The organism is Frankia sp. CcI49 (assembly GCF_001983215.1).
In the GTDB taxonomy this organism is placed as follows: domain Bacteria; phylum Actinomycetota; class Actinomycetes; order Frankiales; family Frankiaceae; genus Parafrankia; species Parafrankia irregularis.
Genome location: NZ_MOWP01000028.1, coordinates 92,428 through 113,799 on the forward strand (window position 1 = coordinate 92,428; position 21,372 = coordinate 113,799).

General features: G+C 70.9%; 13 protein-coding genes. 4 read left to right on the forward strand and 9 right to left on the reverse strand.

Annotated elements, in window-relative coordinates; translation table 11 throughout:
• Positions 1 to 8: 8 nt before the first annotated feature.
• Entirely contained in the window at positions 9 to 1,475 is a 1,467-nt protein-coding gene (gene egtB / locus CcI49_RS25310) for an ergothioneine biosynthesis protein EgtB (RefSeq protein WP_076829955.1), read from the reverse strand.
• Complete coding sequence (gene egtA / locus CcI49_RS25315; protein WP_076829958.1) at positions 1,457 to 3,157, reverse strand: ergothioneine biosynthesis glutamate--cysteine ligase EgtA; 1,701 nt, start codon at positions 3,155 to 3,157, stop codon at positions 1,457 to 1,459. Before egtA ends, egtB begins: the two co-directional genes overlap by 19 nt.
• A gap of 423 nt (positions 3,158 to 3,580) precedes the next feature.
• Here egtA and CcI49_RS25320 point away from each other — a divergent pair, with 423 nt between their 5' ends.
• The 3 genes from CcI49_RS25320 to CcI49_RS25330 all read left to right on the forward strand — a co-directional run bounded on the left by CcI49_RS25320 (position 3,581) and on the right by CcI49_RS25330 (position 7,087).
• Complete coding sequence (locus CcI49_RS25320) at positions 3,581 to 4,369, forward strand: nuclease-related domain-containing protein (protein ID WP_054569144.1); 789 nt, start codon at positions 3,581 to 3,583, stop codon at positions 4,367 to 4,369.
• A 93-nt stretch (positions 4,370 to 4,462) separates the two neighbouring features.
• Positions 4,463 to 5,302 carry a toll/interleukin-1 receptor domain-containing protein gene (locus CcI49_RS25325; RefSeq protein ID WP_076829961.1) on the forward strand — a complete coding sequence of 280 codons (840 nt, stop codon included), beginning with the start codon at positions 4,463 to 4,465 and terminating at the stop codon, positions 5,300 to 5,302.
• 180 nt (positions 5,303 to 5,482) lie between these two features.
• Positions 5,483 to 7,087 carry a DUF4407 domain-containing protein gene (locus CcI49_RS25330; RefSeq protein WP_076829964.1) on the forward strand — a complete coding sequence of 535 codons (1,605 nt, stop codon included), beginning with the start codon at positions 5,483 to 5,485 and terminating at the stop codon, positions 7,085 to 7,087.
• A 16-nt stretch (positions 7,088 to 7,103) separates the two neighbouring features.
• Here CcI49_RS25330 and CcI49_RS25335 read toward each other — a convergent pair whose 3' ends face one another.
• From CcI49_RS25335 to CcI49_RS25365, 7 genes are all read right to left on the reverse strand, one after another.
• The gene (locus tag CcI49_RS25335; protein ID WP_076829967.1) at positions 7,104 to 11,081 is read right to left on the reverse strand and encodes a hypothetical protein; all 3,978 of its coding nucleotides are present in this window, start codon (positions 11,079 to 11,081) and stop codon (positions 7,104 to 7,106) included.
• Positions 11,082 to 11,254: 173 nt separating this feature from the next.
• A complete protein-coding gene (locus CcI49_RS25340; protein ID WP_076829970.1) occupies positions 11,255 to 13,162 on the reverse strand; it encodes a conjugal transfer protein TraC in 1,908 nt (635 codons plus the stop codon).
• Positions 13,159 to 14,661 carry a PrgI family protein gene (locus CcI49_RS25345; RefSeq protein ID WP_054568804.1) on the reverse strand — a complete coding sequence of 501 codons (1,503 nt, stop codon included), beginning with the start codon at positions 14,659 to 14,661 and terminating at the stop codon, positions 13,159 to 13,161. The genes CcI49_RS25340 and CcI49_RS25345 overlap by 4 nt, the downstream gene beginning before the upstream one ends.
• 3 nt (positions 14,662 to 14,664) lie before the next feature.
• On the reverse strand, positions 14,665 to 16,089 hold the full coding sequence (locus CcI49_RS25350; RefSeq protein ID WP_054568803.1) for a hypothetical protein: 1,425 nt from the start codon (positions 16,087 to 16,089) through the stop codon (positions 14,665 to 14,667).
• A complete protein-coding gene (locus CcI49_RS25355) occupies positions 16,086 to 16,871 on the reverse strand; it encodes a hypothetical protein (protein ID WP_076829973.1) in 786 nt (261 codons plus the stop codon). Before CcI49_RS25355 ends, CcI49_RS25350 begins: the two co-directional genes overlap by 4 nt.
• A gap of 69 nt (positions 16,872 to 16,940) precedes the next feature.
• Positions 16,941 to 17,381: a DUF6112 family protein gene (locus CcI49_RS25360; protein ID WP_054568802.1), complete on the reverse strand. Its 441-nt coding sequence runs from the start codon at positions 17,379 to 17,381 to the stop codon at positions 16,941 to 16,943.
• Positions 17,378 to 20,392 carry a hypothetical protein gene (locus tag CcI49_RS25365; protein WP_131831178.1) on the reverse strand — a complete coding sequence of 1,005 codons (3,015 nt, stop codon included), beginning with the start codon at positions 20,390 to 20,392 and terminating at the stop codon, positions 17,378 to 17,380. The genes CcI49_RS25360 and CcI49_RS25365 overlap by 4 nt, the downstream gene beginning before the upstream one ends.
• A 668-nt stretch (positions 20,393 to 21,060) precedes the next feature.
• Between CcI49_RS25365 and CcI49_RS25370 the strand changes: the two genes are divergently transcribed.
• Complete coding sequence (locus CcI49_RS25370) at positions 21,061 to 21,255, forward strand: helix-turn-helix domain-containing protein (RefSeq protein WP_006542858.1); 195 nt, start codon at positions 21,061 to 21,063, stop codon at positions 21,253 to 21,255.
• Positions 21,256 to 21,372: the final 117 nt, after the last annotated feature.

Genomic DNA, 21,372 nt, shown 5'->3' on the forward strand with positions numbered 1-21,372 from the left:
CCCCTTCCTCAGGATGGCCCGGCGTCGCGCGCGAGCCGGAACCCGGCGAAGATCTGCCTGCGGATCGGAAAGTCCCAGTTGCGGAAGGTGGACCGGACCGCACTGGAGTGGGTCGCCCAGGAACCGCCCCGCAACACCCGATAACCGGCGGACTCGCCGCCCTGAGGATAGAAGACCTCGCTGTACTCCCGATACGGGAACGAGGCGAATCCGGGATACGGAGTGAATCCGCTCGCGGTCCACTCCCATACGTCCCCGATCATCTGTTCGGCTCCGCACGGGCTGGCCCCGGCCGGCCGGCTACCGACCGGCGCGGGCCTGGCCCGCCCGTGCCCCAGGTTCGCAAGCTCGGACGTCGGGTCGGTGTCGCCCCATGGATACCGCCGTGAACGCCCGGTGACAGGGTCGTGCGCGCAGGCCTTCTCCCACTCGGCCTCCGTGGGCAGCCGCCGCCCGGCCCAGCGGGCGTGCGCCTCGGCCTCATACCAGCACACATGCTGCACCGGCTCGTCCGGCGGGACAGGCTCGACCCGCCCGAAGCGCTGTCGCGTCCACACATCGCCGTCGCGGGACCAGAACAGCGGCGCGCTCAGGTCCTCCTTGCAGCGCCAGGCCCAGCCGTCGGCCGACCAGAGCCGCTCGTCGTCATAGCCGCCGTCGGCGATGAACTCCATCTGCGCCTGGTTCGTGACCGGGAACCGGCCGATGTGGAAGGCGGGCAGGTGGACGGTGTGCGCGGGCCGTTCGTTGTCGTAGGCCCACGGTTCGGTCGACGTCCCCATCGTGAACTCGCCGGCCGGGACCAGGACCTCGTCCGTGTCGCCCGCCGCCCGTGCCGAGATGCCGGCCGTCTCTCCGCCCGGGCCCTGTCCACCTCGGCCCTGTACACCCGGGCCCTGTCCACCCGGGCCGTCTGCGTCCGCGGGGTCCGCCAGGACGGGCGGCCCCGTGCGTAGCTGCAGCGTGGCGAGCATCGTCTCGTCGTGCTGGTGCTCGTGCTGGATGACCATGCCGTACACGAACGAGTCGGCCAGCAGCCGGTTCCGCGGAACCGCCTCCGCCCCCGCCCCTGCCTCGGCCCGCGCCCCCGCCTCGGCGCCGGGACGTGGCAGCAGCAGATCGGGCTCCAGCGCGGCGAGGACGTCCAGCACCCGGGCGCGGACGTCCCGCAGGTAGCCGCGGGCCTCGGCCGGGCCGAGCAGCGGCAGGGACGTCCGGGTGGCCCGCTTGTGCCGGAAGGCGTCGTAGATGTCGTCCAGCCCGGCGTGCAGCTCCCTGGCCTCGGTCAGCGCGCGCAGCAGCCAGATCTCCTCGTAGTTGCCGACGTGGGCGAGGTCCCACACCAGCGGCGACATCAGGGGAGAGTGCTGGCGCAGCAGATCGTCGTCGGTGAGGTCGGTGTAGGCGAGGGAGCGGCGCCGGGCGGCGTCGAGCTCGCCGGCCACCGCCGCCGCGGTCAGGGGACCAGGACGCACTGGGACGCCTCCTCGCGTAGCAGCTCCGCCGGCCCGCGGGCGGCCAGGCGCAGGCTCAGGTCATCGGCCGGCGAGCGTCGCCGCCGGGTGTAGCGATCCGCGAAGGCCTCGACGGCGAGGCGCAGCTCCGGATCACCGCCGGCGCGACTGAGCGCCTCCACGGCGAGGTCGACGCACCGCACCGCCGCGCGGTGCAGCGCCGGGTCCCGCAGCCCCAGCCGGGCCGCCAGCCGGGCCCGGCCGGCGACCGCCACACTGGCCGCGAGGGCCTCGCGGGCGGCGAGCGGATCGTCGAACAGGACCGACGCGACGGCCACCGGGACCGGCCAGAGCTCCGACGGCTGCGCGTCCAGGTAACGCAGCTCCAGCCAGCCGCGTGGACGGACCGGCGGGAAGAGGGTCGTCGCATGCCAGCCGAGGTCCTGGCGCGTCGGCCGGCGGGTGCTCGGCGCGGCCCGCCCGCCCGCCAGCCAGTCGCCGAAGGTCGCCCGGTGCCCGACGGCCTGATACTCGCCGTCGTCCCCCGCGATCATCATGAGGTGGGCGTCGTGCAGGTACCGCGCCCACAGCCAGGCCAGATGGTCGGTTCCGCCGCGCGGGTTCCATTCGGTCGGCGGCACCGTCGGGTCGGGCAGGACGGGGCCGGTGCGGCTCGGGTCGATCCTGGCCCAGACCTCCTGCCGGCCGGACTGCCAGGTGAGCGGCTGGCCGGCCGGCATCGGCGACGCGGCGAACATCGCGATCAGCACCGGCTCCAGGGCGTGGGCGAGCCGGAAACGCTCGACGGTCTGCGTGACGTCGGCACCGCTGTCCAGGTTGACCTGGACAGACGCGGTGGAGCACATCATCGTCAGCCCGGCCTCACCGCCGACGGCGCGGAAATGCTCCTCCATCGCCACGTACCGGGAGGCCGCCGTGTGGCGGCGCGGTGGCCGCAGCGGGTCCACCCCGAGGCCGGCCAGACCGAGGCCGTGGCGGGCGAGCGCGCCGCGGACGAGCGTGAGGTCGCCGCGCATCGCGGCGACGGCTTCCGCCAGGGCGAGCGGCGGACCGGACAGCTCGAGCTGCCCGCCCGGTTCGAAGGTGAGCCGGCTGCCGCCGGGCAGCGAGGGCAGCGAGGGCAGTGAGTGCGAGGTCGGCGAGGTCGGCGAGGCCGGCGAGGCCGGCGCTCCGGCCCCCGCCCCCGGCCCTGGTTCCGGCCGGCCCGACCGGACGGATGCCCCTGCGGCTCCGGATGCCCCTGCGGCTCCGGATGCCCCTGCGGTTCCGGGCGCCCCTGCGGTTCCGAGCGCCTCGACGAGGGCCGCAGCCGTCTCGTCCGGCGGGACGGAGCGGGATGGACGTGCGACGTCGACGACGAGCCACTCGAGCTCGATGCCGACCCGGCGGGTGTCCGCCCGTCCGGTGGCGCCTTCTCCGGCCGGGGCTCCCGCTCCTGCTCCGGACCCGGCCGAGCCCTCGGCTGTGGCATCGGTGCTGGTGACGTCGCGGGTGGCGAGTTCGACGAGGTCGTCGAACGACCGCAGCTCCGCCGCGGCGGACTCAGCGGAGGAAGTAGACGCGGATGTGATCTTTATGTGGGCCGCCTCGTCGGTCGTCTCGGGCTGACCGGTCGGGCCGTTGGGGCTGGTCCGACCCGTTTGCCTGCGTCCAGAAGCCTCAGGTGTCACGCGAAGTGGCATCGAGTGGCTCCTCTCCCTGCGCCTCGGCCACGTCGACAGGCGCCTATCGTGAGGGCGTTCTCCCCACAGTGGCGGCTCGGCTACCCCTCGTCGGGCAGCGGGCGCAGCGCCGTGGGTTGTGGGCTGTCTCCACCTGACACTCTCCACCTGACACAAGGCGTGGGGGCAGCCACCACTTCCCAGACGGGGGCGTGTACATCTTCGGTAGTTCTTTCGGTTATTCCACGCTTCCGGGCTGTTGCGGTCGCGTTTTCGATGGAAGTGTGATCCTCACGATGAAGATTGCTGGTAGCGCCCGGTGACCGGATCGCGGCAGACTCGCGGTACCCACCTGCGGTCCCCCGAAGCGCGGCGGCGGTACCGAGCTGACAGGAGGTGGTGACCGCGGATACTCATGATCGCGTGCCGGCTGGCCGGACGGCCATGGCCGAGTACCAGCGTCGACGGCAGCTGTACGCGGCGGAGCGCGGCGACAGATCACGACGGGTGGCCGTCGTGGCGGCTGTCGGCGCTGCCGGCGCGGGTGCGCTCGCCGGGTTTCTCTGCGGTCTGGGCGGGTTACCGGCCGTACGGGTGGCGCAGGCCGCGGTGCTCGGCGCGCTCGTCGTCCTCGGTGCGTTCGCCATCCGCTACTACCGCGTTCCACCGGAGATCGAGGCCTGGCGAGTGGATGCCGAGGCCGAGCGCCGCACCGCCCGCTCCCTGGACCGGCTCGGCCGCGCCGGCTACACCGTGCTCCACGACCGGCAGCTCGCGGACTCCGCGGGCAACATCGACCACCTGGTCATCGGCCCGTCCGGAGCCTGGGTGATCGAGACCGACACCCACGGCGGTCCGATCAGGCAGAACCCGGCGGGTGTGTGGGCTGGCAAGGTGCCGCTGCGCGCCATGCTCGGTCTGGTCGCGTGGATGGGCGAGGAGGCCACCAGCCAGCTCGTCGCCGAGCTGCCCGCCGGCTGGCAGCTCGAGGCACAGTCGGTCGTCGCGTTCGCGCGGGCGGAGGTGCCGGATGGCCTCGCACTGGTCGATGGTGTCCTGCTGTTGCCCGTGGCCGGGGTCGCGGACTACATCCTGGCCGCCGGCGTGGTGCTGCGCCCGATCGACGTCGCGCTGCTCGTCGACGTGGCGCAGCGGGTCCTGCCGGGGTACGAGGTCGCCGGGCCGCAGTCCTGGCCCACCCGCTCACGGCTGCGGGGGATGCTGCGCAGATAGCGGACACAGTGCCAGACGGTACGATCACCGTCTTCGGTAGCGGGCACGACGGACACACCGTGCCGACTCGGTTCGGGGGTTCGGGGAGCTGGGATGTGCGGGGGGTTCACCGAGACGGAACTCAGGGCTTTCATCAATGTTTACGAAAGCCCGGTGGAAGCTCGGGACTTTCTCAGGAGGGCTGGCTTTCCGAAGGACAGCCTGCCAGAGGTCAGCCAGGTAAATGCCAAAAAATACTGGTGGATGATCAATGATCTCCTGGAGAAAGGAATACTCAGGGGCGGCCGGAAGCTGCTGCTGGCCGCAGCCCATGACGATTGGCCGGCCAACCCGGCTTTTGAGCCGAGTATGTTCCCGGACATCGACGACACGCCGGCCGAGAGCGTGTCACCGGCCGGTGGTTTTCCGTCCCCCGGCCCGACCGTTCCCGTGCGTGCGGCTGGTCGCCCCGAGCCGCGCGAGCCCGCGGCGGAGGAGTATGGATTTTTCGTCAGCTATGTGACGGGGGACGAGAAGGACCGGGCCTGGGCGAGATGGATCGCCGGTGAGCTTGCACAGTTGGGCCAATCGTCTCGAGTACCGCCTTCCGTCTGTCTTCCCGATGCGGATGCCCCCCTCGCCTCGGGAATGGTGGACCGGACGAAGCAGGATGCGCCGCGGTCGGCGTGGGTGGTCGCGGTGTTGTCTCCGGCCTACCTCGGACCGGACGATGACGGTGCCACCGAGTGGGGTGCGGTGCTCAACGCGACCCGCCGCCATACCGACCGGGTGTTCACTGTCATAGTCGCCGACTGTGCGCCGGCCGGAGTGTTGGCTGAACTGCCCTGGATCAACCTCGTCGGCCTCGACAAGGACACGGCGAGTCGCACGCTCCACCGAGAAGTCCTCCAGATTGTCAACGTGGCCACCAAGTGCCCACCGGAGCGCCGCTGACCGCGCACGACACCCCGTCGATTTCCGGCGGCGGACATCTGTGCGCGAGCCGCGCCGTATGGTGCCGGAAACGGCTCCCGACGTTCCCGGGTGCCATACCGGCCCGGGTATCGCGCTGCCCGCCGGGGAGGCATCCGAGCACGCGGTCGCTCGTATGCAGCCAACAGCCACGGGGGGAACATGGCTGGCGAGATCTCGTCGGGTTCTCGGGACCGGCGGCGAATATCCGACCTGCTCATCGCCCTTGTCGGCGCCCAGCGGTCGGTGCTGAACCGGTTTCCGGGAGACCGGCCGAAGTACGTCGGTACAGGCGGCGTCATTCTGGGGACCTCGGTCATCGCCGGGTTGTCGCTCGCTTTCGCGATGCGGATCGCCCTCGATGCCAGCCTCCCGGTCTGCGCCGTGCTCGGATTCGGCTGGGGCCTGTTCATCGCCAACCTCGACCGTTGGCTGGTCTCGTTCCCCCGGCAGGAGACGTTCTGGCAGAACGTGGGCTACCTGGTCCCCCGCCTCTGCCTCGCCGTCGTGATCAGCGTCGTGATCTCGACCCCGCTCGTCCTCACGATTTTCGACGACGAGGTGCGAGCGAAGGTGACCGAGATCCAGAGCGAGCGTGAGGCCGAGTTCCTGGCGGATCGGCGTACCGACCCGACGGGCCTGCGGATCGCCGATCTCAGGGCGGAGATAGCCGGCCTCGCGGAGGATGTCGAGGCCGCGAGCCAGACGCCCGACGCCAGCGAACTTCGGCAGACCACAAAGAATCTGGAAGATGATCTGACATCAATCGATAACCAGATCACCGCGGCCAAGACCGAGCTCTCCGACGAAATCAGCGGCAGGGGGCGTACCGGCGCCCCGGGAAAAGGTGACACCGCGGCCTCGATCCAGAGCAAGATCGATCAACTGGTCGCCAACCGCACCGAGAAGAAAGCCGAACTGGACAAGGCGAGGTCGGCGGAGACCGCCGCCGACGGCGTCCGTACCCGTGGTAGGCCGGCGAGCATCACCACCGCAGAAGACAAAAAAGAACTGGCCCGCCTGGAGGCGGACGAAGCCAGGAACGTGGCGGAGTTCCAGGCGCGGAACACCAACAACGACGGCATGCTGATACGGCTCGATGCGCTCCACAAGATCACATTCAGCAGTGGTTCGGGGTTCGCGGCCCACGGCGCCGTCGCCGCGCTGGCGTTGCTGATCGAATGCCTGCCGATTTTCATCAAGTTCCTGATGTCGCTGGGGAAGGAGAGCGCGTACGAAACGACGGCCGCCGCCGACGAGGCGACCGTGCTGCACGAGGCCGGGCTTCGGCGGAAGCTCAGGGAGGAGATCGCCGGTCGCGATGCTGAGAAGGAACTGTTCCTGGCCGAGCTCGACCACGACCTGGAGCTGGATCGGGCACAACGCTGGTCAGAGCGGCTTCGGGAGGTCTACTCCCAGGTGGACGCCGCGCATGCGGACGAGATCCGACGCCGGCTGACGCAGGAGGTCCAGGCGGACCCGTTCCGGCCGCACGACGGGGACCACCAGGGCGCGCCCAGGCCTCGCCGGCTCGCGGAAACGGACGGGGGTCCGGGCCCGGGCCCACGCACCGAGGCTGTCGCCCGTCGCAAGGAGGCCAGCAGAAGGCCGTGGCCCGTGCTGGCCGGGTGGCGTGGCAGGATCAGCGGCCCGCCTCACCCGAACGGTTCGGGCGGTTCGGGCGGTTCGGGTGGCTCGGGTGAGGATGTGCCACCCGAGGACCCGGCGGCGAGTGGCGGCCCGCCCAAGGACCTCGGCTCGGCCTGATCAGGCGCATCCCGTTTCAGGAGCCAGGAGACCGGCGACGTGAGGAAGACCGCGGACGGCCGTTGAGGTCCTCGTTGACCTTCGCCCGCATCACCAGGACACGTGCCTCGGTGAGCTTTCGCAGGTAGGCCTCCCGGTTGTACGGAATGAGCGTCTCGTAGCCGGCCACAGCCTCGTTCGCCAGCGCAAGCGCCACGGCCGGATCGGACCGCATCCGAACCCTGGCCAGGTTGACCTGGACGTCGGCCCGGTCGTGCGTGAACTCGTCGCCTGACCCGTACTTCTCCAGGACCTCGTCGTACAAGGTCCCGGCCGCCGAAGGATCTCGGGCGAAGACGAGGTCGGCGAGATAGTGCAGCTCCTGGGCCAGACGGCGGACCCTGATCGGGTCTTCCGGCCGGAGCCGGGCTCGTTTCTCCTGCACAACACGTTTTTGGAGTGCCAACTCGACCTCGGCCTGACTGTTCCGTGCCGACGGCCGCGACCGCTGGCCACCGGTCCAGCTGGTCCGGCCGGTCCCGGAGCCCTGTGCGTCGGTGCCCTCGGCGACCAGCCTCCCGACACTGCTTCGCACGGCGTCGCGATGGAACGAGCGCCGCAGCTCGTCGTACATCCAGTCCTCAGCAGCCTCAGCCTCTTCCGGCGTCAGGACGGCTGTCCCGGTACCCGTCCCGGTCGCGGTGTGCGCCAGGACGGCCATGATCCCTTCCGTGAGATCCTTCAGGTGATCGACGACCGAGCCTTCGGCATGCCAGCTGTCAACGAGTGTCTGACCGGCGGTCTCGGCGAGCAGTTGCTCGGCCAGCAGATCGGGGCGCAGCGGTTCGACGCCGCCGGCGCGGCGCGGGTGGAGGTCGCACAGCCAGGCCGTCAGCGCGGCGCGGTCGGGTGCGGCCGCGTCCTCGCCCAACGCGGGAACCGCGGCTACCAGTACGTCAGCCGCACGCCTGCTGATCGGGCTGGTCAGTGTGGTGACGGCGACGGCGAGGCTCGCCATTCCGTCGTGCGTCGTCGTGCCCTCGTGCAGGTCATCAGTCCGCGGGAAGCGACCGCTCGGCCGGCCGTCGGCCACGTGATCCCTCAGCGACCGGCGCCAGTGCAGGCGTTCCACCATCAGCAGCTCACGCAGCACGAGGTCGCGGCCGGCGTCGGGAGGCAGCTTCCTGGCCTCCGGATGACGTTCGAGCAACATCCGAGCCTGGAGTACCAGCGGGAGGCCGAGGTCACCGCTGGACAGCACGTGGGTCAGGACGTCACTTGCCACGCCGTCGGTCGACGAAGCTCGGGGGCTCGGCAGGACCTCGCCGTATGCCACGTGCGCGTCGCCGGCCAACTGCCGCCGTGCGTCGGATGCCAACGGGATCTCGCCGAGCACGAGGTCCTTCGAGTTGTCCAGTCCCGGGAGGCGATCGGCGGCCGAGCCCGAGCTGGTGGCGAACCGCCGCCACCACCAGGACTTCCGGTGCCTGGCGAGCAGCAACAGCCGGGTGCGGTTGCCCGACCGGTCGAGGGTCAGCCTGCGGAGCAGCTGCCCGGCCTGCTCGGCGTTCAGGTCGACGTCGTCGACGACGATGAGTGCCGGGGGTGTCGTGGAACCAGGGTCGCCTGCCGGGCGGAAACCCGCGCCGGGGCCTGGTGAAGGCTCTCCCAGGCTGGCGAAGCCCGCCGACCAGCCTGCGTTCTCGAGCCTTCGGCACAGTTCTGCGGCCAGCCGGGACTTCCCGGACCCGCCCGGCCCGGTAACCAGACGGGCGGCAATCGCGCCCGGCCCCTCCCGACACCAGACGACCAGCTGGCGGAGTTCGTCGTCCCGGCCCGTGAACGAGACGACCTCGTGGGCCGAGTCCAACAGCAGCCCTGGGCTGGAACGGCTGCTGTCGTCGTCCGGCAACAGCCTGAAGGCCGGCTCGACTCGGACCACCTCCCCTGTTCTGACCACCTCGGTGTGCTCGGTCAGCACGACGGACCTGATCTCGGGAACGTCGTCCGGATCGTCGAGCAGAGTGCGGAAGGCCTCGTCGTTCTCGGCGCCGGCTCCGGGTTCGTCGCCGTGGCGGGCCGCCCGACGTTCTCGTGACAGCCGCCGGAGAACTGCCAGCGCGGCTGACGGCGGGCTGACCAGCAGTTGCCGCCTCGGCCGTCCCGAGCCAGTGCCGGGGGAGAGGTCCGATCCCCACGCGTCGACCACTGTTCCCGCGTACCCGCCGTTGACGAACACGGGGGCGCCACGCAGGGACGCCCAGTCGCTGTCGCTGTCGGTGCCGCGACCGCTGTCACGGGCACGGGCACCGTCGGCACCGTCAGGCCCGACGTCGGCGCCGGGAGCATCGTACGAGGCCTCCACCGCGAGCAGGAGTCGAGGCGGTGCCGCTGCCCCCGGACGGCCGTTGGCAGAGCCGTCCTGCCCCGGCACCGCCGTCACCTTGCCCTCGACCCGCAGGTGAGAGGACCGCGCGATCCCGTAGAACGCCCGACCGACCCGTTGCGGAGGCAGCGTGACGAACGGCGGGTCCTCGCCGTGCCGGTCCGGTCCGGGTTCCAGCAGCTCCAGCAACGCCAGCCCGGAGCGCTCGTCGGCCCATCGGATGCCTGCTGCGACCGGAAGCTGGCCGACGTCGCCGGACGAAGGTTCTGGACGGGGCGGCTCGGCACCGCCGCGCGGAAGCTCCGGGCGGCCATCGGCCCGGCGCCGTGACAACAGCTCGACCCCGGCGCCGGCGGAGCCGCCCGATGGGTCCTCGCCGCGCAGGACCAGCGGGACGGTGACGGCGAACTCCCGGTCCGCCGTCGCGAGGGCAGCGTCCAACGCCCTCCTCGCGGTGATCAGCCCATCTCGGATACGCCGGTCTTCGTCCGCCGCGGTTCTGGTCAGTTCGCGAACGGCGGCAACCCTGGTGACCGTGGGGAACCGCCGCGGCGGCGAACCGGACTCGGCGCCATCCGCGCTGTTCAGGAGGTGAGTGTCGACGTCATCGGCGACCGTGTGTACCAGATCGATCAGGCGCCGAGAGGGAGCGCTTTCCTTGATCCTGCTGTCCACGCGGTCAGACGTATCGTCGGCGACCTCACTTACGCGGGCGCGTAGTTCCGCGGCGCTCACCGCGATCCGCCGGACCAGACCTTCGTATCGGGGTTCCGCGGCGCCGGCCCCGGTGGCGTCACCGAGTTCTGGTCGGTCTGGCGAGGGTGCCCTGGGCGCCATCCGGCGGCTCGCCCTCAGTTCATCTCGGAACCCTCGAACGACCAGATCGGTCTCGGTCACCGGAACCAGCGAAATCTCGCCGCACTCGTGCTCGCTCGCCGCGAGCGAGGAGCCGATCGCAAACTGCTCCTCACGGATGCGCTGGTCCATGGAGCGGACCTCAGGGTCGTCAGCCGGGGCCGACGGCCCGTCCGAGACCAGCTCTCTCACCCGGGTTCGCACTTTCCGGGCGAGGGTCGCGGTCTCATCCTCCCAGCGTCTGAAATAGGCGTCGCACAGTTCCGCGACAACGGTGGCGAAATCGTCGGCGGCGGCCTGCACCTGTGAGGCGTAGTCCTCCGCGGCGTCCAGCGCCACGTCGAGTTGTCGGCGTGCGACAGCGGCATCGGTTCCGAGCTGGGTTGACGATGGGCCGGCCCACGTCGGGGAAGGTGCGGTTTCGGCGCGCACGCCTCCGGCCGCAACCGCCCCAGCCGCACCGACCCCAGCCGCACCGACCGCCTCGACCACACCGAATTCGACGGACAGCGAAACCGCGGAGCCGAACCGCGTGACCGCTTCTGCCGTCAGGACCAATCCGGAGGCCACGAGGTAACCGGCGACGACGACGGAGACTGACGGTGTGCCGTCCGGAGTGTCGTCGTTCGGTCGCACGACGGCTCGGACCCTGACGACACGTTCGGGATCCGGACCGCCGGCGAATCCCGCGGTGACCGTACTCTGGCCGTTGTCGCCGCCGCGGTCGCCGCGGCCGTCCCCGGCGTCGAAATCGGGCGGCCCGCTGCGCGTCACTGTGTCTCCGCCCCGTCGCGCCTCGCACTATCTGCCGCATTTCTACCGCTGTCCGGGCAGGACCGCTATGGCCTCGGTCGCGAGTCGGGTAGCCGCCGGTGTAGCCAGGGCCGCCGCCGGCCTGGCTGTTCACCGCGACCGCGTGGACCTCACTGACGTCCTCAGCTGGGCGCTCAGTTGGGCGGCGCGTCCACGATCTGCGGGTCGCCGACCTGGATGTGGTGGACGCCGTCCCGTACGAGGGGTGGTGCCGCCCAGTGCGCCCTTGCGACGAGGTTCTCCTCGTCCTCCTCGGCCGGGTCGTGGCCCCGCTCGTCGTGGTAGGTGTGGGTCAGCTGACCCGCCGCGGGCACCGGCATCGGTGCGGGCACGCTGAAGGCCACACCGGGCGGATCGGATGTCAGCCGGGGGTTGAGCTCGGGCGGGTCGAGCTCGCTGGGGTCGAGATCGTCGGGGACGAGGTTGGTGTCGTCGACCTCGCCGTGCATCTTCGAGCCGTTGAGCACGACCGGGATCTCCAGGTCTCCGACCACATGCTCAACGTAGAAGGCACGGTGCTGGATCAGCCAGAGGGCGTAGCCGGGGTCCAGCCGGGGCAGCAGGTCGGCGGCGACGTCTGTGAGGCCGAGCGCCTCCTTGGTGTCGGCGATCTGGTCCGATGCCTGCTTGTAGAGAATCCGGATCGCCGTCTCGGCGAGCAGGCCCTTGGCGATCTCCACCGAGTCGGGGGAGGCCGAGAGCAGGTCCGAGATGCGGTGCGCCACGATGGCGTTCGCGCAGCCCCACTGCCGCGCCAGCTTCTGCTGGGCGGACAGCCGGCGGACCAGCCCCGCGAACCGCATCAGCCGCCAGCACTCGTCGTAGACGACGTAGCGCTGCACGCCGTCCTGGCGCATCAGCGCCGCTTCCATCCAGGCCTGCGCGCAGGTCATGATCAGCGCGATCATCTCGTCGCTGCCCTGGACCCGCTCCAGGTTCAGCACGGCGATCGGCTGATCGAAGTCCAGCGGCGAGGTCGTCGGGCCGTCGAAGAGACCACCGAGGGCACCGTGCGTGAGCCGCCGCAGCGTCAGGGTCGCGTCCCGGGACGCGTCACGCAGCTCCATGGCGGTCATCGGCAGGGCCGAGCAGTCCTCCTCGGACGGGTCGGTCATCGCCTCCAGCACGTGGGGKAGCAGCGGGGTGGCCCATCGATCCGGGTCGGCACCGGTGATCTGCCGGGTGACGACGTCGAGCGCGAGGTCGACGGCGGTGTGCTCGGCCGGTGTCAGCGGCACGCCCTTGGCCGTTTCGATCAGCGAGGACAGCAGCGCCGAGCGGGCGCGTTTCACCTCCCGGGCCCAGTCCGCGTCCGCGATGCCCCGGGGGCGCGGTGGGGCGTCCAGGGGGTTGAGCCTGGTCGACAGGCCCGGCCCGATGTAGGTCGGCTCGCAGCCGAGGCGGCGCGCCAGCCGGGTGTACTCGCCCTTCGGGTCACAGGGGACGGCGGCCTGGTAGCCGAACGCGGAGCCGCGCGAGATCAGCGTCTTGAGCAGCGCGGACTTGCGCGAGCCGACGGCGCCGAACACCGCGAAGTTCGGGTTCTCGATCACCTGCTGCCGGTAAAGCTCGAAGACGTCGAAGTCGAAGGAGTTGCCCGACCATACGTGCCGGCCGATGTACATGCCCGGGGCGTCGAGCCCGGAGTCGACCACGAACGGGTAGATCCCGGCGATCTGCGCCGTGGTCTCCATGTGTGCCGGCAGGCGCAGCTTGTGGAAGGCGCGGCCGGCGAAGGGGCCGAGCAGCCGTGGCGGCTKGGCGCCGCGGCGCAGCGACGACTGGGCCCGGCGCATGGAGGCCCGTTCCGCGTTGGCCGCGGCCCGCTCGGCCCGCCGGGACCGCCGCTCGTGGGCCGCCTGTGCCTTCGCCTGCCGGCGGCGGCTGCGTTGGCTGCCACCGAGATCGACGTACCCGCTGGCCTGGTAGCCGGGGTCCTCGCCGGTGTCGTGGTAACCGGTACCGTCGTAGTCATAGCCATAGTCGTCACCGGCGCCGGCGCCGTAGACGTCGCGGTCGGCGGCACCGTGGTCGTAACTCATGCCACCCCCACCGCGAGCGGCAGCGCACCGACGCTGAAGCCCTGGTCCTGCTCGCCGACGAGACGCACCATCTCCAACCGGCTGCGCGACGCCAGGGTCTCCGCCTCACCGCAGGCGTCGGCGAGGGATTCCAGGTCGTCCGCGGAGACGGTGACGAACCCGTGGAAGCGGAACGCGCCGAAACCGGCGATCAGCTCCTGCTCGCGCCGTTCGACCTCGTCGGCCTCGGTGACGTCCCGCTGCGTCGTCACCTTGCCGACCTTGTCACGCATCTGCTGTTCGCCGATGTGCGCCATGCGACGCCGGTTCACGGCCTTCTCCGCCTTGCGACCGGGCAGCGGTTCCACCACGAGCGAGACGGTGCGCCGGCAGGTGGTCTCCATCAGCAGCGGCGCGAGGAAGGCAGCCGGGGACGGGACTCGCGGCCAGCCGTTGATCCAGTAGGTGGTGTGGAAGCCCGAGTCGGTGCGGTAGTGATCCCAGGCGTTCACCGTGCGGATGGGCCCGGCGATGGCCGGGTTGATGCCCGACGGCAGACCCTTGAGACCACCGGCGAGGTCGGTGCTCGCGCCACCCCGGGCGTCGATCATCTCGATCGAGTAGGGGTCGTAGGTGGTGCGGATGACCGCGGCGAGCGCGCGGGGCGGGAGCCAGCCGACAGTGTTGATCGACGCCCGCGCCAGTGCGGCCTCCATCGTCCGCAGCTCGCTGAGCAGCACCGCGCAGGCCGCTTCGTCGCCGCCACCGGCCCGCTGGATGGCACGGCGCGCGTCCTTCGCCCGGAGCTGGAAGGACAGGTAGGTCTCATGCCGTTGCGCGACCGGGCCGGCCGCGTCGATGACCTGTTCGTAGGCCTGCGCGGCCCAGGAGTCGTCGTGGTGGCCGCGGACCCGCCAGTGCCGCTGAAGCTGGTCACCGGAGTCCGGCAGGGTCCGTTCCAGCCACTGGATGCGGGAGAGCTTGCCGCCACCACCGGTCAGGCCGGCGAGCAGTTCGCCCCAGGCGTCGACCCGGGACTGCTGATCCCCGGACTCGAGCAGGGCGAACTGGCTGCCCTTCACCTGCAGCACCGCCGTGTAGGTCTGCTTCTTCGCGTCCTTCACCACGGCCACGTACCGGCCGCCACCCACCGGGAACGACAGGATGACCAGGCCCGACAGCGGCCCCGGCAGGACCGTCCTGGAAATCCGGTCCTCGGTGGGACCGAGTCGGAAGTAGCCTCCACGGAACACCGTCTCGCCCGTCACCTTCTGCATCGCGAAGCCGAACATGATCGGCACCCACTGGTCGAGGTTACGATCCTCCACCCGGACGAACGCGACGAAGGCGAACCCCGCGGCCAGCAGCACCCACAGGGGAACGAGTATCAACGGCGAACGCAGCGCGCCCAGCACCGACAGCATGACGCCGATGAGGAGCGCCAGCTGGGGCCAGCGCATGCCGAGGAGTACCCCGCCGCGCTCCAGGGGCCCGAATCGATAGCTGCGTTCGGATACCACGGGCTACTCGCCACCTCCTGTGCGCGCCGGCGGCGTGACTCGCGGTGCGGCCTGCGGAGTCACCGGCGGCCTGGCCACGGTGTTGCCTGAGACGTGCGCGGCCGGGGCGGCGGTCCGGGCCACCGGGGTGCGCGCCGGCGCGGCGGCCGCCGCCCGGCCGCCGCCCCCGCTCGGAGCTCCCGCCCTGGCGGGGACGGCTCGCGTCGCAGCGGCCGCGCCGACGGTGTTCCGGCCGGACCTCGTCCCGGCCGGGGCCGCGCCGACGCCGACACCCGAACCCTCCGAGCGGTTCACCCTGGCGCGTACAGTCCCGGCGGCACCCGCACGGGCAGGCGTTCCGACCGGCGCCGGGGAACCGGACCCTCCGCGGCCGGGCCGCACCGCCGGACGGGCCGCGGGAACGGTCGGGCCGCCGAAGGCACCCGCGTCGCCGAGCATTCCCCGGTTTCTGGTCTGGAGCCGTGAACCGATTCCGCGGAACGTCTCCCGGGACGTCGAACCGAGCAGCGCGCCGGCACCGTGCCCGAACGACGCCGCACTGCGCTGCCCGGCGGACCCGACCGCGCGCATGAGCTGGACGTCGGCGAATCCGAGCAGGTGCATCAGCATGAACGGCGAGAGGACGGCTGCGATCATCACTACGACACCACTGAGAATGCTCAGTGTCTGGTCAACCGTGGATCCACCGGTGTCCTGGGCGATGCCGGCGCCGAGTGCGAAAATCGCGTAGATGACGGGCTTCGCGAAAATCAGCGCCACCAGCGTCTCGGTGGCGCGCTTCATCCAGGCGCTGGTCGTCATCGTGGGCTGCCCCGCCAGATACAACGGGATGAACACCGCCACGACGATGATCGCGACCTTGCGGATGTAGAGCACGACGAAAAGCGTGAACGCGAAGATCGCCACCAGGAGGGACAGCACCAGATCTAGCGCGAAATTTCCCTGTTCGGGTAGTTCTCGGAGCTGCGCTACGAGGTCCGCTCCCAGGGCCTTGTCATTGCCGAAGGCCTCGGCCATGCCGTCCGAGGCGGCCAGGACCATCTGTAGCAGTGTCAGGGCGATGAACGAGCCGATGATCGCCGTGCCGGTGGTGGCCAGGGCCCGGACGAACACGTGCGGATCGCCCCGTAGTGCCGCTACGGTGCACGAACAGAGGAAGAGCCCGGTGACGATGAGCACCGATACGCCGAAGACGATGTTGTAGTTGTCGACGACATACTGCGCGTTGAGATCTACAGCGGTCTTCTGTGCCGCAAAGCTGAAGACGGACGACGAAAGGTCCGCCGCCATGTTACAGAACGCTTTGCCGACAGAGTCCAAGAAGTCGTCGGCGGCTCCGCCGGCGAGATCTTTTAGTGGCGTCAAAGGAGTCCACGCAAGGACTACACTCTGATCTGCTGGCGCGGAGGCCACCATGCCACCCGTCATGATTGCGGACCTCCAGCCACTACGAACTCTTTGAAGTCTCCGGCGCTACGACTGTGAAGTAGCGGACCATCTGGACCGTCGTCTGCGTTTATCAGCTTCCAGTCGTCCTGCTGCCAGCGAACTTGACAGATTTCGGAGCCCCAACGAACTTGCGCTTGCTTAACCGGGTCAGCCGAGTCGTAAACGCCTAGTGAAATTGCACCCCAGACCAGTATCTTTGCCTCGGAATCGGAGCTGGCCTCTATTTGATATCCGAGCGGCCGAGCATCGAAGTTAACCAGAGGATCCTGAATTGATGGAACGCCGAGGATGGCGGCATTTTCCTGATCAACTCGCAAGATGCCGCTAGCGAGCGTTTCGACTGACCTTGGATCTGCAATTGAAGAAAAGAACTCGCGGATTTTTTCCTGTGATCTATTGGCGCGGTTATTGTACGCGGTGTAGTAGTTTCCGCAGGCGCTTATGGCGCCGGAGCTTGTATGGGGGTAGCCGACCGGGACCCCGAACTCGTTGACCCGCGTGGGGGCGCCGACCGGACCGGCTTCGCCTGTGGGCGTGGGCACATCGTCGGGTGTCGGGACCACGGCTGTCGGCGCTGCCGAAGCCTGTGCCGAGGGCACGACGGGGTTCGGCTCGGCGCTGGCCGATGCCTCAGGGCTGGTGTCCACCGATTGCCGTCCGATGAAGAAGGCCACGGTGCCGACTCCGACCGCGGTCACCGTTGATGCTGCGACGATGACAACGATCAGACGTCCGAATGCCCACTCTGCGAGGCTTACCAACGCCTACTCCCCTCCGTTGCCGGCAGGGTCATCATCGCAATGTCGGAGGCCAGATACCTCCGGAACCGCCTAGAAGTCTGCGGACGGCGGTGCATGGACCACGTCGGGATCATCGACGATGTCTTCGGCGGGGGCTGGGGTGATGGTCAGGACCACGGCGGGCGGACGCATGCTGTTGGTGTTGTCGGTGGCATCGTCCGCGCTGCTGCCGGTGGCGATGAAGAAGTTGACGAAGGTGGCGGCGGCACCGACCAGGAAGGCGAGGCCGAAGCCCGCGAGGACTCCGCTCTTGCCGACCGCCGAAGCGCGGTCCAGCCCCATCCGCTCACCGAGAGCCCACGCGATTCCGCCCAACAACACGGAGGCCACGGCGGCGACGACCGCATACGCGGCCAGCCCGTTGACCAGGTCTTTCAGCGCGTTGATGCCGGGCGCCTTGGCGTCGTCCGGGTTGACCTCTACGTTGGCGAGAAAGGCTGTTGCTGAGGCGGTTGCCGCAACCACGATCATCTTGGTTCCCCTCCCGCAGGCGGTTGACCGCCCGGACGATCCGGCCCGGACACCCGCGTGGGTTTGCTTCCGGGCCGCAGGTCGCCAAATGATACGCCGGGCACCTCGGGGTGATCGGCATCGCCGGTGTGTAGCCGCGTCGAACCGTTGGGAATCGCTAGCGGCGACGGTGGGCCCAGGAGTGGGCGATCCGCCGGAACGGGCGCGCTGACCTCGGCGTCTGCCATTGCGGCCAACGCGTCCACGGTCTCGGCGGCCAGCCGCAGATAGGACCGCCGGGTCGCCCAGCGCAGCCTCGGAATCCGGACCGGGGTTCCGCGGCTGGGGTCGAGGCGCGGATCGTAGGGGACCCGCACGATTGCGTCGACATAGCGGGCCAGCTGGGCCGTGGCGGTCCTGGTCCGGGGTGAGGGCCGGCCTCGCCGCGGTGACACCACGGCGGCGATGACGGCGGGGCCGGGCTGGGCTCCGGCTTCTTCGCGGCGAAGCCGTTCCCGGCTGTTCACCCCGACGCCGGCCAGCGCGCCCTGCGGGTCGAGCAGGTCGGCGAGGGTGGTCTCCAGATCCGAGGCGGTCGCCAGCGTCACGAGAATCACTGCGTCCGCGGAGCGGATCGCCGTCGGAGTGAGCGGGGCCGCCGCCGGTGCGTCCAGGAGAATCAGCGGATAGGCGTGGGCCAGCGCGCCGAGCACGGTTCGGAGCGTTCCCGGCGTTACCGGCTCGTCCACCGGCACCAGTGCGCCCGCGCCCGCGTTCGTATCCGCGTCCATTCCCGCGGGGCGCTCGATGGGCAGTACGTCGAGGTCGAACATGGCGCCCGAGCGACGGGCGCCGATGAGGGCCTGAACCTCCTCGGGTGGCATCGCGACGCCGGATCCGCGCTGCCGCGCGATGTCCGAGACGGTGGTGACACCCCGGCTGCCCACGCGGCTCACCAGGTTGTCACCGCGTGATTCGTCGATCTCGATGCTGTCGGCGGTGGGGGGCACGAAGCCGGGGGTGGTCGTCCCCGGATGGAGATCGACACCGAGCACCGGCTCCGCGCGGACACCGGCCAGGGTCAGACCGACGACGCCGGCCAGCGTCGTGGTGCCCGAGTACGGGAAGAGCGAGGTCACCGCGATCCGCCACGAGCCCGGCAGGACGGCTGCGGCGCGGTCCATGAGAGTGATCCGCAGCGGGATCTCCTCCCAGGGCTCGTCGTCGTCCGCGTCGGCCCAGGTCTCCTGCCCCGGCCAGGCGCTCCGGGACGAGGCTCGGTTCGCGACCGCCGACGGGTGCTCCTGGGCATGGTCGGGTTCGAGGCCTGACCTGCGATGCCGGCCCGATGGCAGCAGCGCCGTCGACGGACGCCGCCGGCGCCCGTCCTCGGACGACACCGGGGACGCCGGGGACACCGACGACAGTGGGGCATCGTCATCGCCCCACATGTCGACATCGCTCTGCGGATAGCCGGTGCTCTCCTCCGCGTCCGGATCAGGACCAAGCAGGGAGACCTGGTCGGCTGCCTCGGTCGCGAGCTCGCCGTCGACCTGGTCGACGTGATCCGCCCCGGCGACGCCGTGCGGTGCGACGGAGCCGGGGCGGTCACCCGACTCGACGGGCAGCGCCGGGATCTCGGGCTGGAGCGCCGTGGCGGCCTCGGTGACACCGGGCTCCTGGGACCACCCGTCGACGTCGCCCCAGGCGGAGGCCGCAGCGGCGGCGGTGTCGCCGAGGGCGTCACCGGCGGTGTCTGCGGCGCCCGGCGTGGACTCGACCACCGGCCAGGCCTGACCGTCGGCTGGCCAGGCCTGATCGGCCGACGGCCACGCCTGACCCACCGCGGGCCAGGCGGGGTCGGCAGTCGGCCAGGCCGGGTCCACCGCGGGCCAGGCCTGGCCGGCGGAAGCCGCCGGTGTGGCCGGATGGGCTTCGGCTGGGTGGATCTCGGCCGGGTAGGTGGGCTCCGTGCCACTGACTTCGCTCTGACCGGGGTAGCTGGGCACTTCCGGCGGCGCGTATGAATCGACCGGCCGGGCCGCTGCCTCCTCCGCGCCCGCTGGTGCCTGGGCTGGCCAGCCGGGCTGCTCCCAGGCTGTCGGCGGCGCGGGCGCCGGGTCGCCTGTGGGCGCCGGATCGGCTACGGGAGCTGGGCCGGTTACGGGCGTTGGGCCGGTAACGGGTGCCGGGTCGGTCGAGGGTGTCCTGGGTGCGAGCGCCGACGGCCGGCCGGGCCGGCGCGGGCCGGCCGTCGTGGGCCGGCGGCCCGGCGGCGGCGCGCTGGTGCCGCCCTGGTATCCGCCGCGACGCGCCGACGGCTCCGCGGGCTCGGGACGCTGGCCCGGCGAGGTCGTCGAGGCACCGGAGCCGCTGATCGTTCCTCTGCCACCTGAGGCCCCGGAAGCCCCGGAAGCACCGCGGCCGGAACCGGACCCGGCGCGCCCGCGGGGCGTTCCGGCGGGGCCTGGTGCCGCTGTGCCGCCGGGGCTGCCGGTGGCACCGGGACCGGCGGCGACGCCGGTGCTGGAGCTGCCGGTGTTGGCCAGGGCGCCCGAGGTGGCCGGCGGGAAGCTGGGGTCCTTGCGGCCCATCGGCGCCGGCGGCGGGACGGCGCGAGGCGTGGCGGCCCGACGGAGCACGGGGCGGCGGTTCAGGGTGTCGTCCGCAGCCGTGTCCGGTGCGGTGCCCTGGTCGTTGGTTGCCGTGACTCGTGGCAGCGACGGGGTCGCCGCGAACCGGCCGGGCGGCACCGGTGCGGGAACCCGGGCCACCTCGACCCGCCGGGGCGGCTCGCCCGCGACGGGCGGCTCCGGGCGGGCCGCGCGTGGCGCGATGGCACGCCGCCCGCCGCCGCTCACCTCACCACCGGCCGTGGCCGAGGTGTCGCGGCCGGCGCTCGGGGGTGTGCGTGGAAGGCGCCGGCCGCGCCGCTGGGCCTGGCCGCGCGGCTCCTGGTCGCTGCCATCGCCACCGTCATGGCCGCTGTGGCCGCCGGCGCGTGGCGGGTCGGCCCGGCCTGGCTCCGGCATGCCGGTTCGGCCTGAGCCCGACATGCCGGACCGGCCTGTGGGCCTGGCGCCGCCGGGTGCCGCATCCTCCAGATGGAACGCCTGGTCCTGCCACGATCCGTCACCAGTGCCGGTGGCGGCGGGCTCGTCCGTGTCACCGCGCCTGCGGTGCCTGCGGCGGGCAGCCCGGGTGGCGGAACGGTCGTCGCTCTCGCCGTCGCGAGCCGGGAGCTCGGCCGCGTAAGGCGTGGATGAAGGGATTCGGGCGCCAATCAGCGAAACGGGCCGCGCGTCCCCCTCCTCGCCGTACGGTGCCTGTGGCACATCGCTCACGCGCCGTCGCCCTCCTGGCAGGTCTGACTGGTTCCTCGATCTGGTGTTGGTGGTGGCCAATTGGTGCCAGTTACGGTTACTTACTGTTACTTGCTCTCGGCTGCGGTCGGATCGATGTAACACGAGCCGTTCAAGTATGACAAGCGATAGTTGGGACTCGCCAGGGTCGGCATTGCGGTGTTAGCCTCCCTCGCCGACGCGTAACGGCTGTCGGTTGTCGGCCGAGAAGGGGGCCCTGGGTGGTGCAGGATCGCTTTCCGACGGCCTCGTCACGCCCGCCGCGAATGCCCGCCCGGCCCGTGGCCAGGACGGCGGAGCCGCCGGCCGCGCCGGTGGCTGCAGGCGCGTCACCTGCGATGTCGCCTCGTCCAGCGCTCCATTCGGACGACGACGACGTGCTCACTGTCGACGAACTGGTGACCTGGTTGCGGCTGTCGGAGAGCACGGTTCTGAAGCTCCTGTCGGAGCGCGCGATCCCCGCGCGCAAGGTCGGTCATCAGTGGCGCATTCGTCGTGGCCGGGTCCGTGACTGGCTGGACGGCCACGAGTGAGACCACGCGGACACGCGAGAAGAACACCGCACCACCGCCTTGATCGCGCCCGGTTCCGCGTTGCTGTTGGATTCGTGACATTGATCTCGCTGCTACTTGTTACGGCGGCGGGCTGTG

Bases quoted from the DNA above. Each gene is read 5' to 3' on its own strand.
- CcI49_RS25360 (WP_054568802.1), bottom strand. From the start codon at position 17,381: ATGATCGTGGTTGCGGCAACCGCCTCAGCAACAGCCTTTCTCGCCAAC.
- egtA (WP_076829958.1), bottom strand. From the start codon at position 3,157: ATGCCACTTCGCGTGACACCTGAGGCTTCTGGACGCAGGCAAACGGGT.
- CcI49_RS25350 (WP_054568803.1), bottom strand. From the start codon at position 16,089: ATGACGGGTGGCATGGTGGCCTCCGCGCCAGCAGATCAGAGTGTAGTC.
- CcI49_RS25330 (WP_076829964.1), top strand. From the start codon at position 5,483: ATGGCTGGCGAGATCTCGTCGGGTTCTCGGGACCGGCGGCGAATATCC.
- CcI49_RS25325 (WP_076829961.1), top strand. From the start codon at position 4,463: ATGTGCGGGGGGTTCACCGAGACGGAACTCAGGGCTTTCATCAATGTT.
- CcI49_RS25320 (WP_054569144.1), top strand. From the start codon at position 3,581: ATGGCCGAGTACCAGCGTCGACGGCAGCTGTACGCGGCGGAGCGCGGC.
- CcI49_RS25370 (WP_006542858.1), top strand. From the start codon at position 21,061: ATGTCGCCTCGTCCAGCGCTCCATTCGGACGACGACGACGTGCTCACT.
- CcI49_RS25365 (WP_131831178.1), bottom strand. From the start codon at position 20,392: ATGCCGGAGCCAGGCCGGGCCGACCCGCCACGCGCCGGCGGCCACAGC.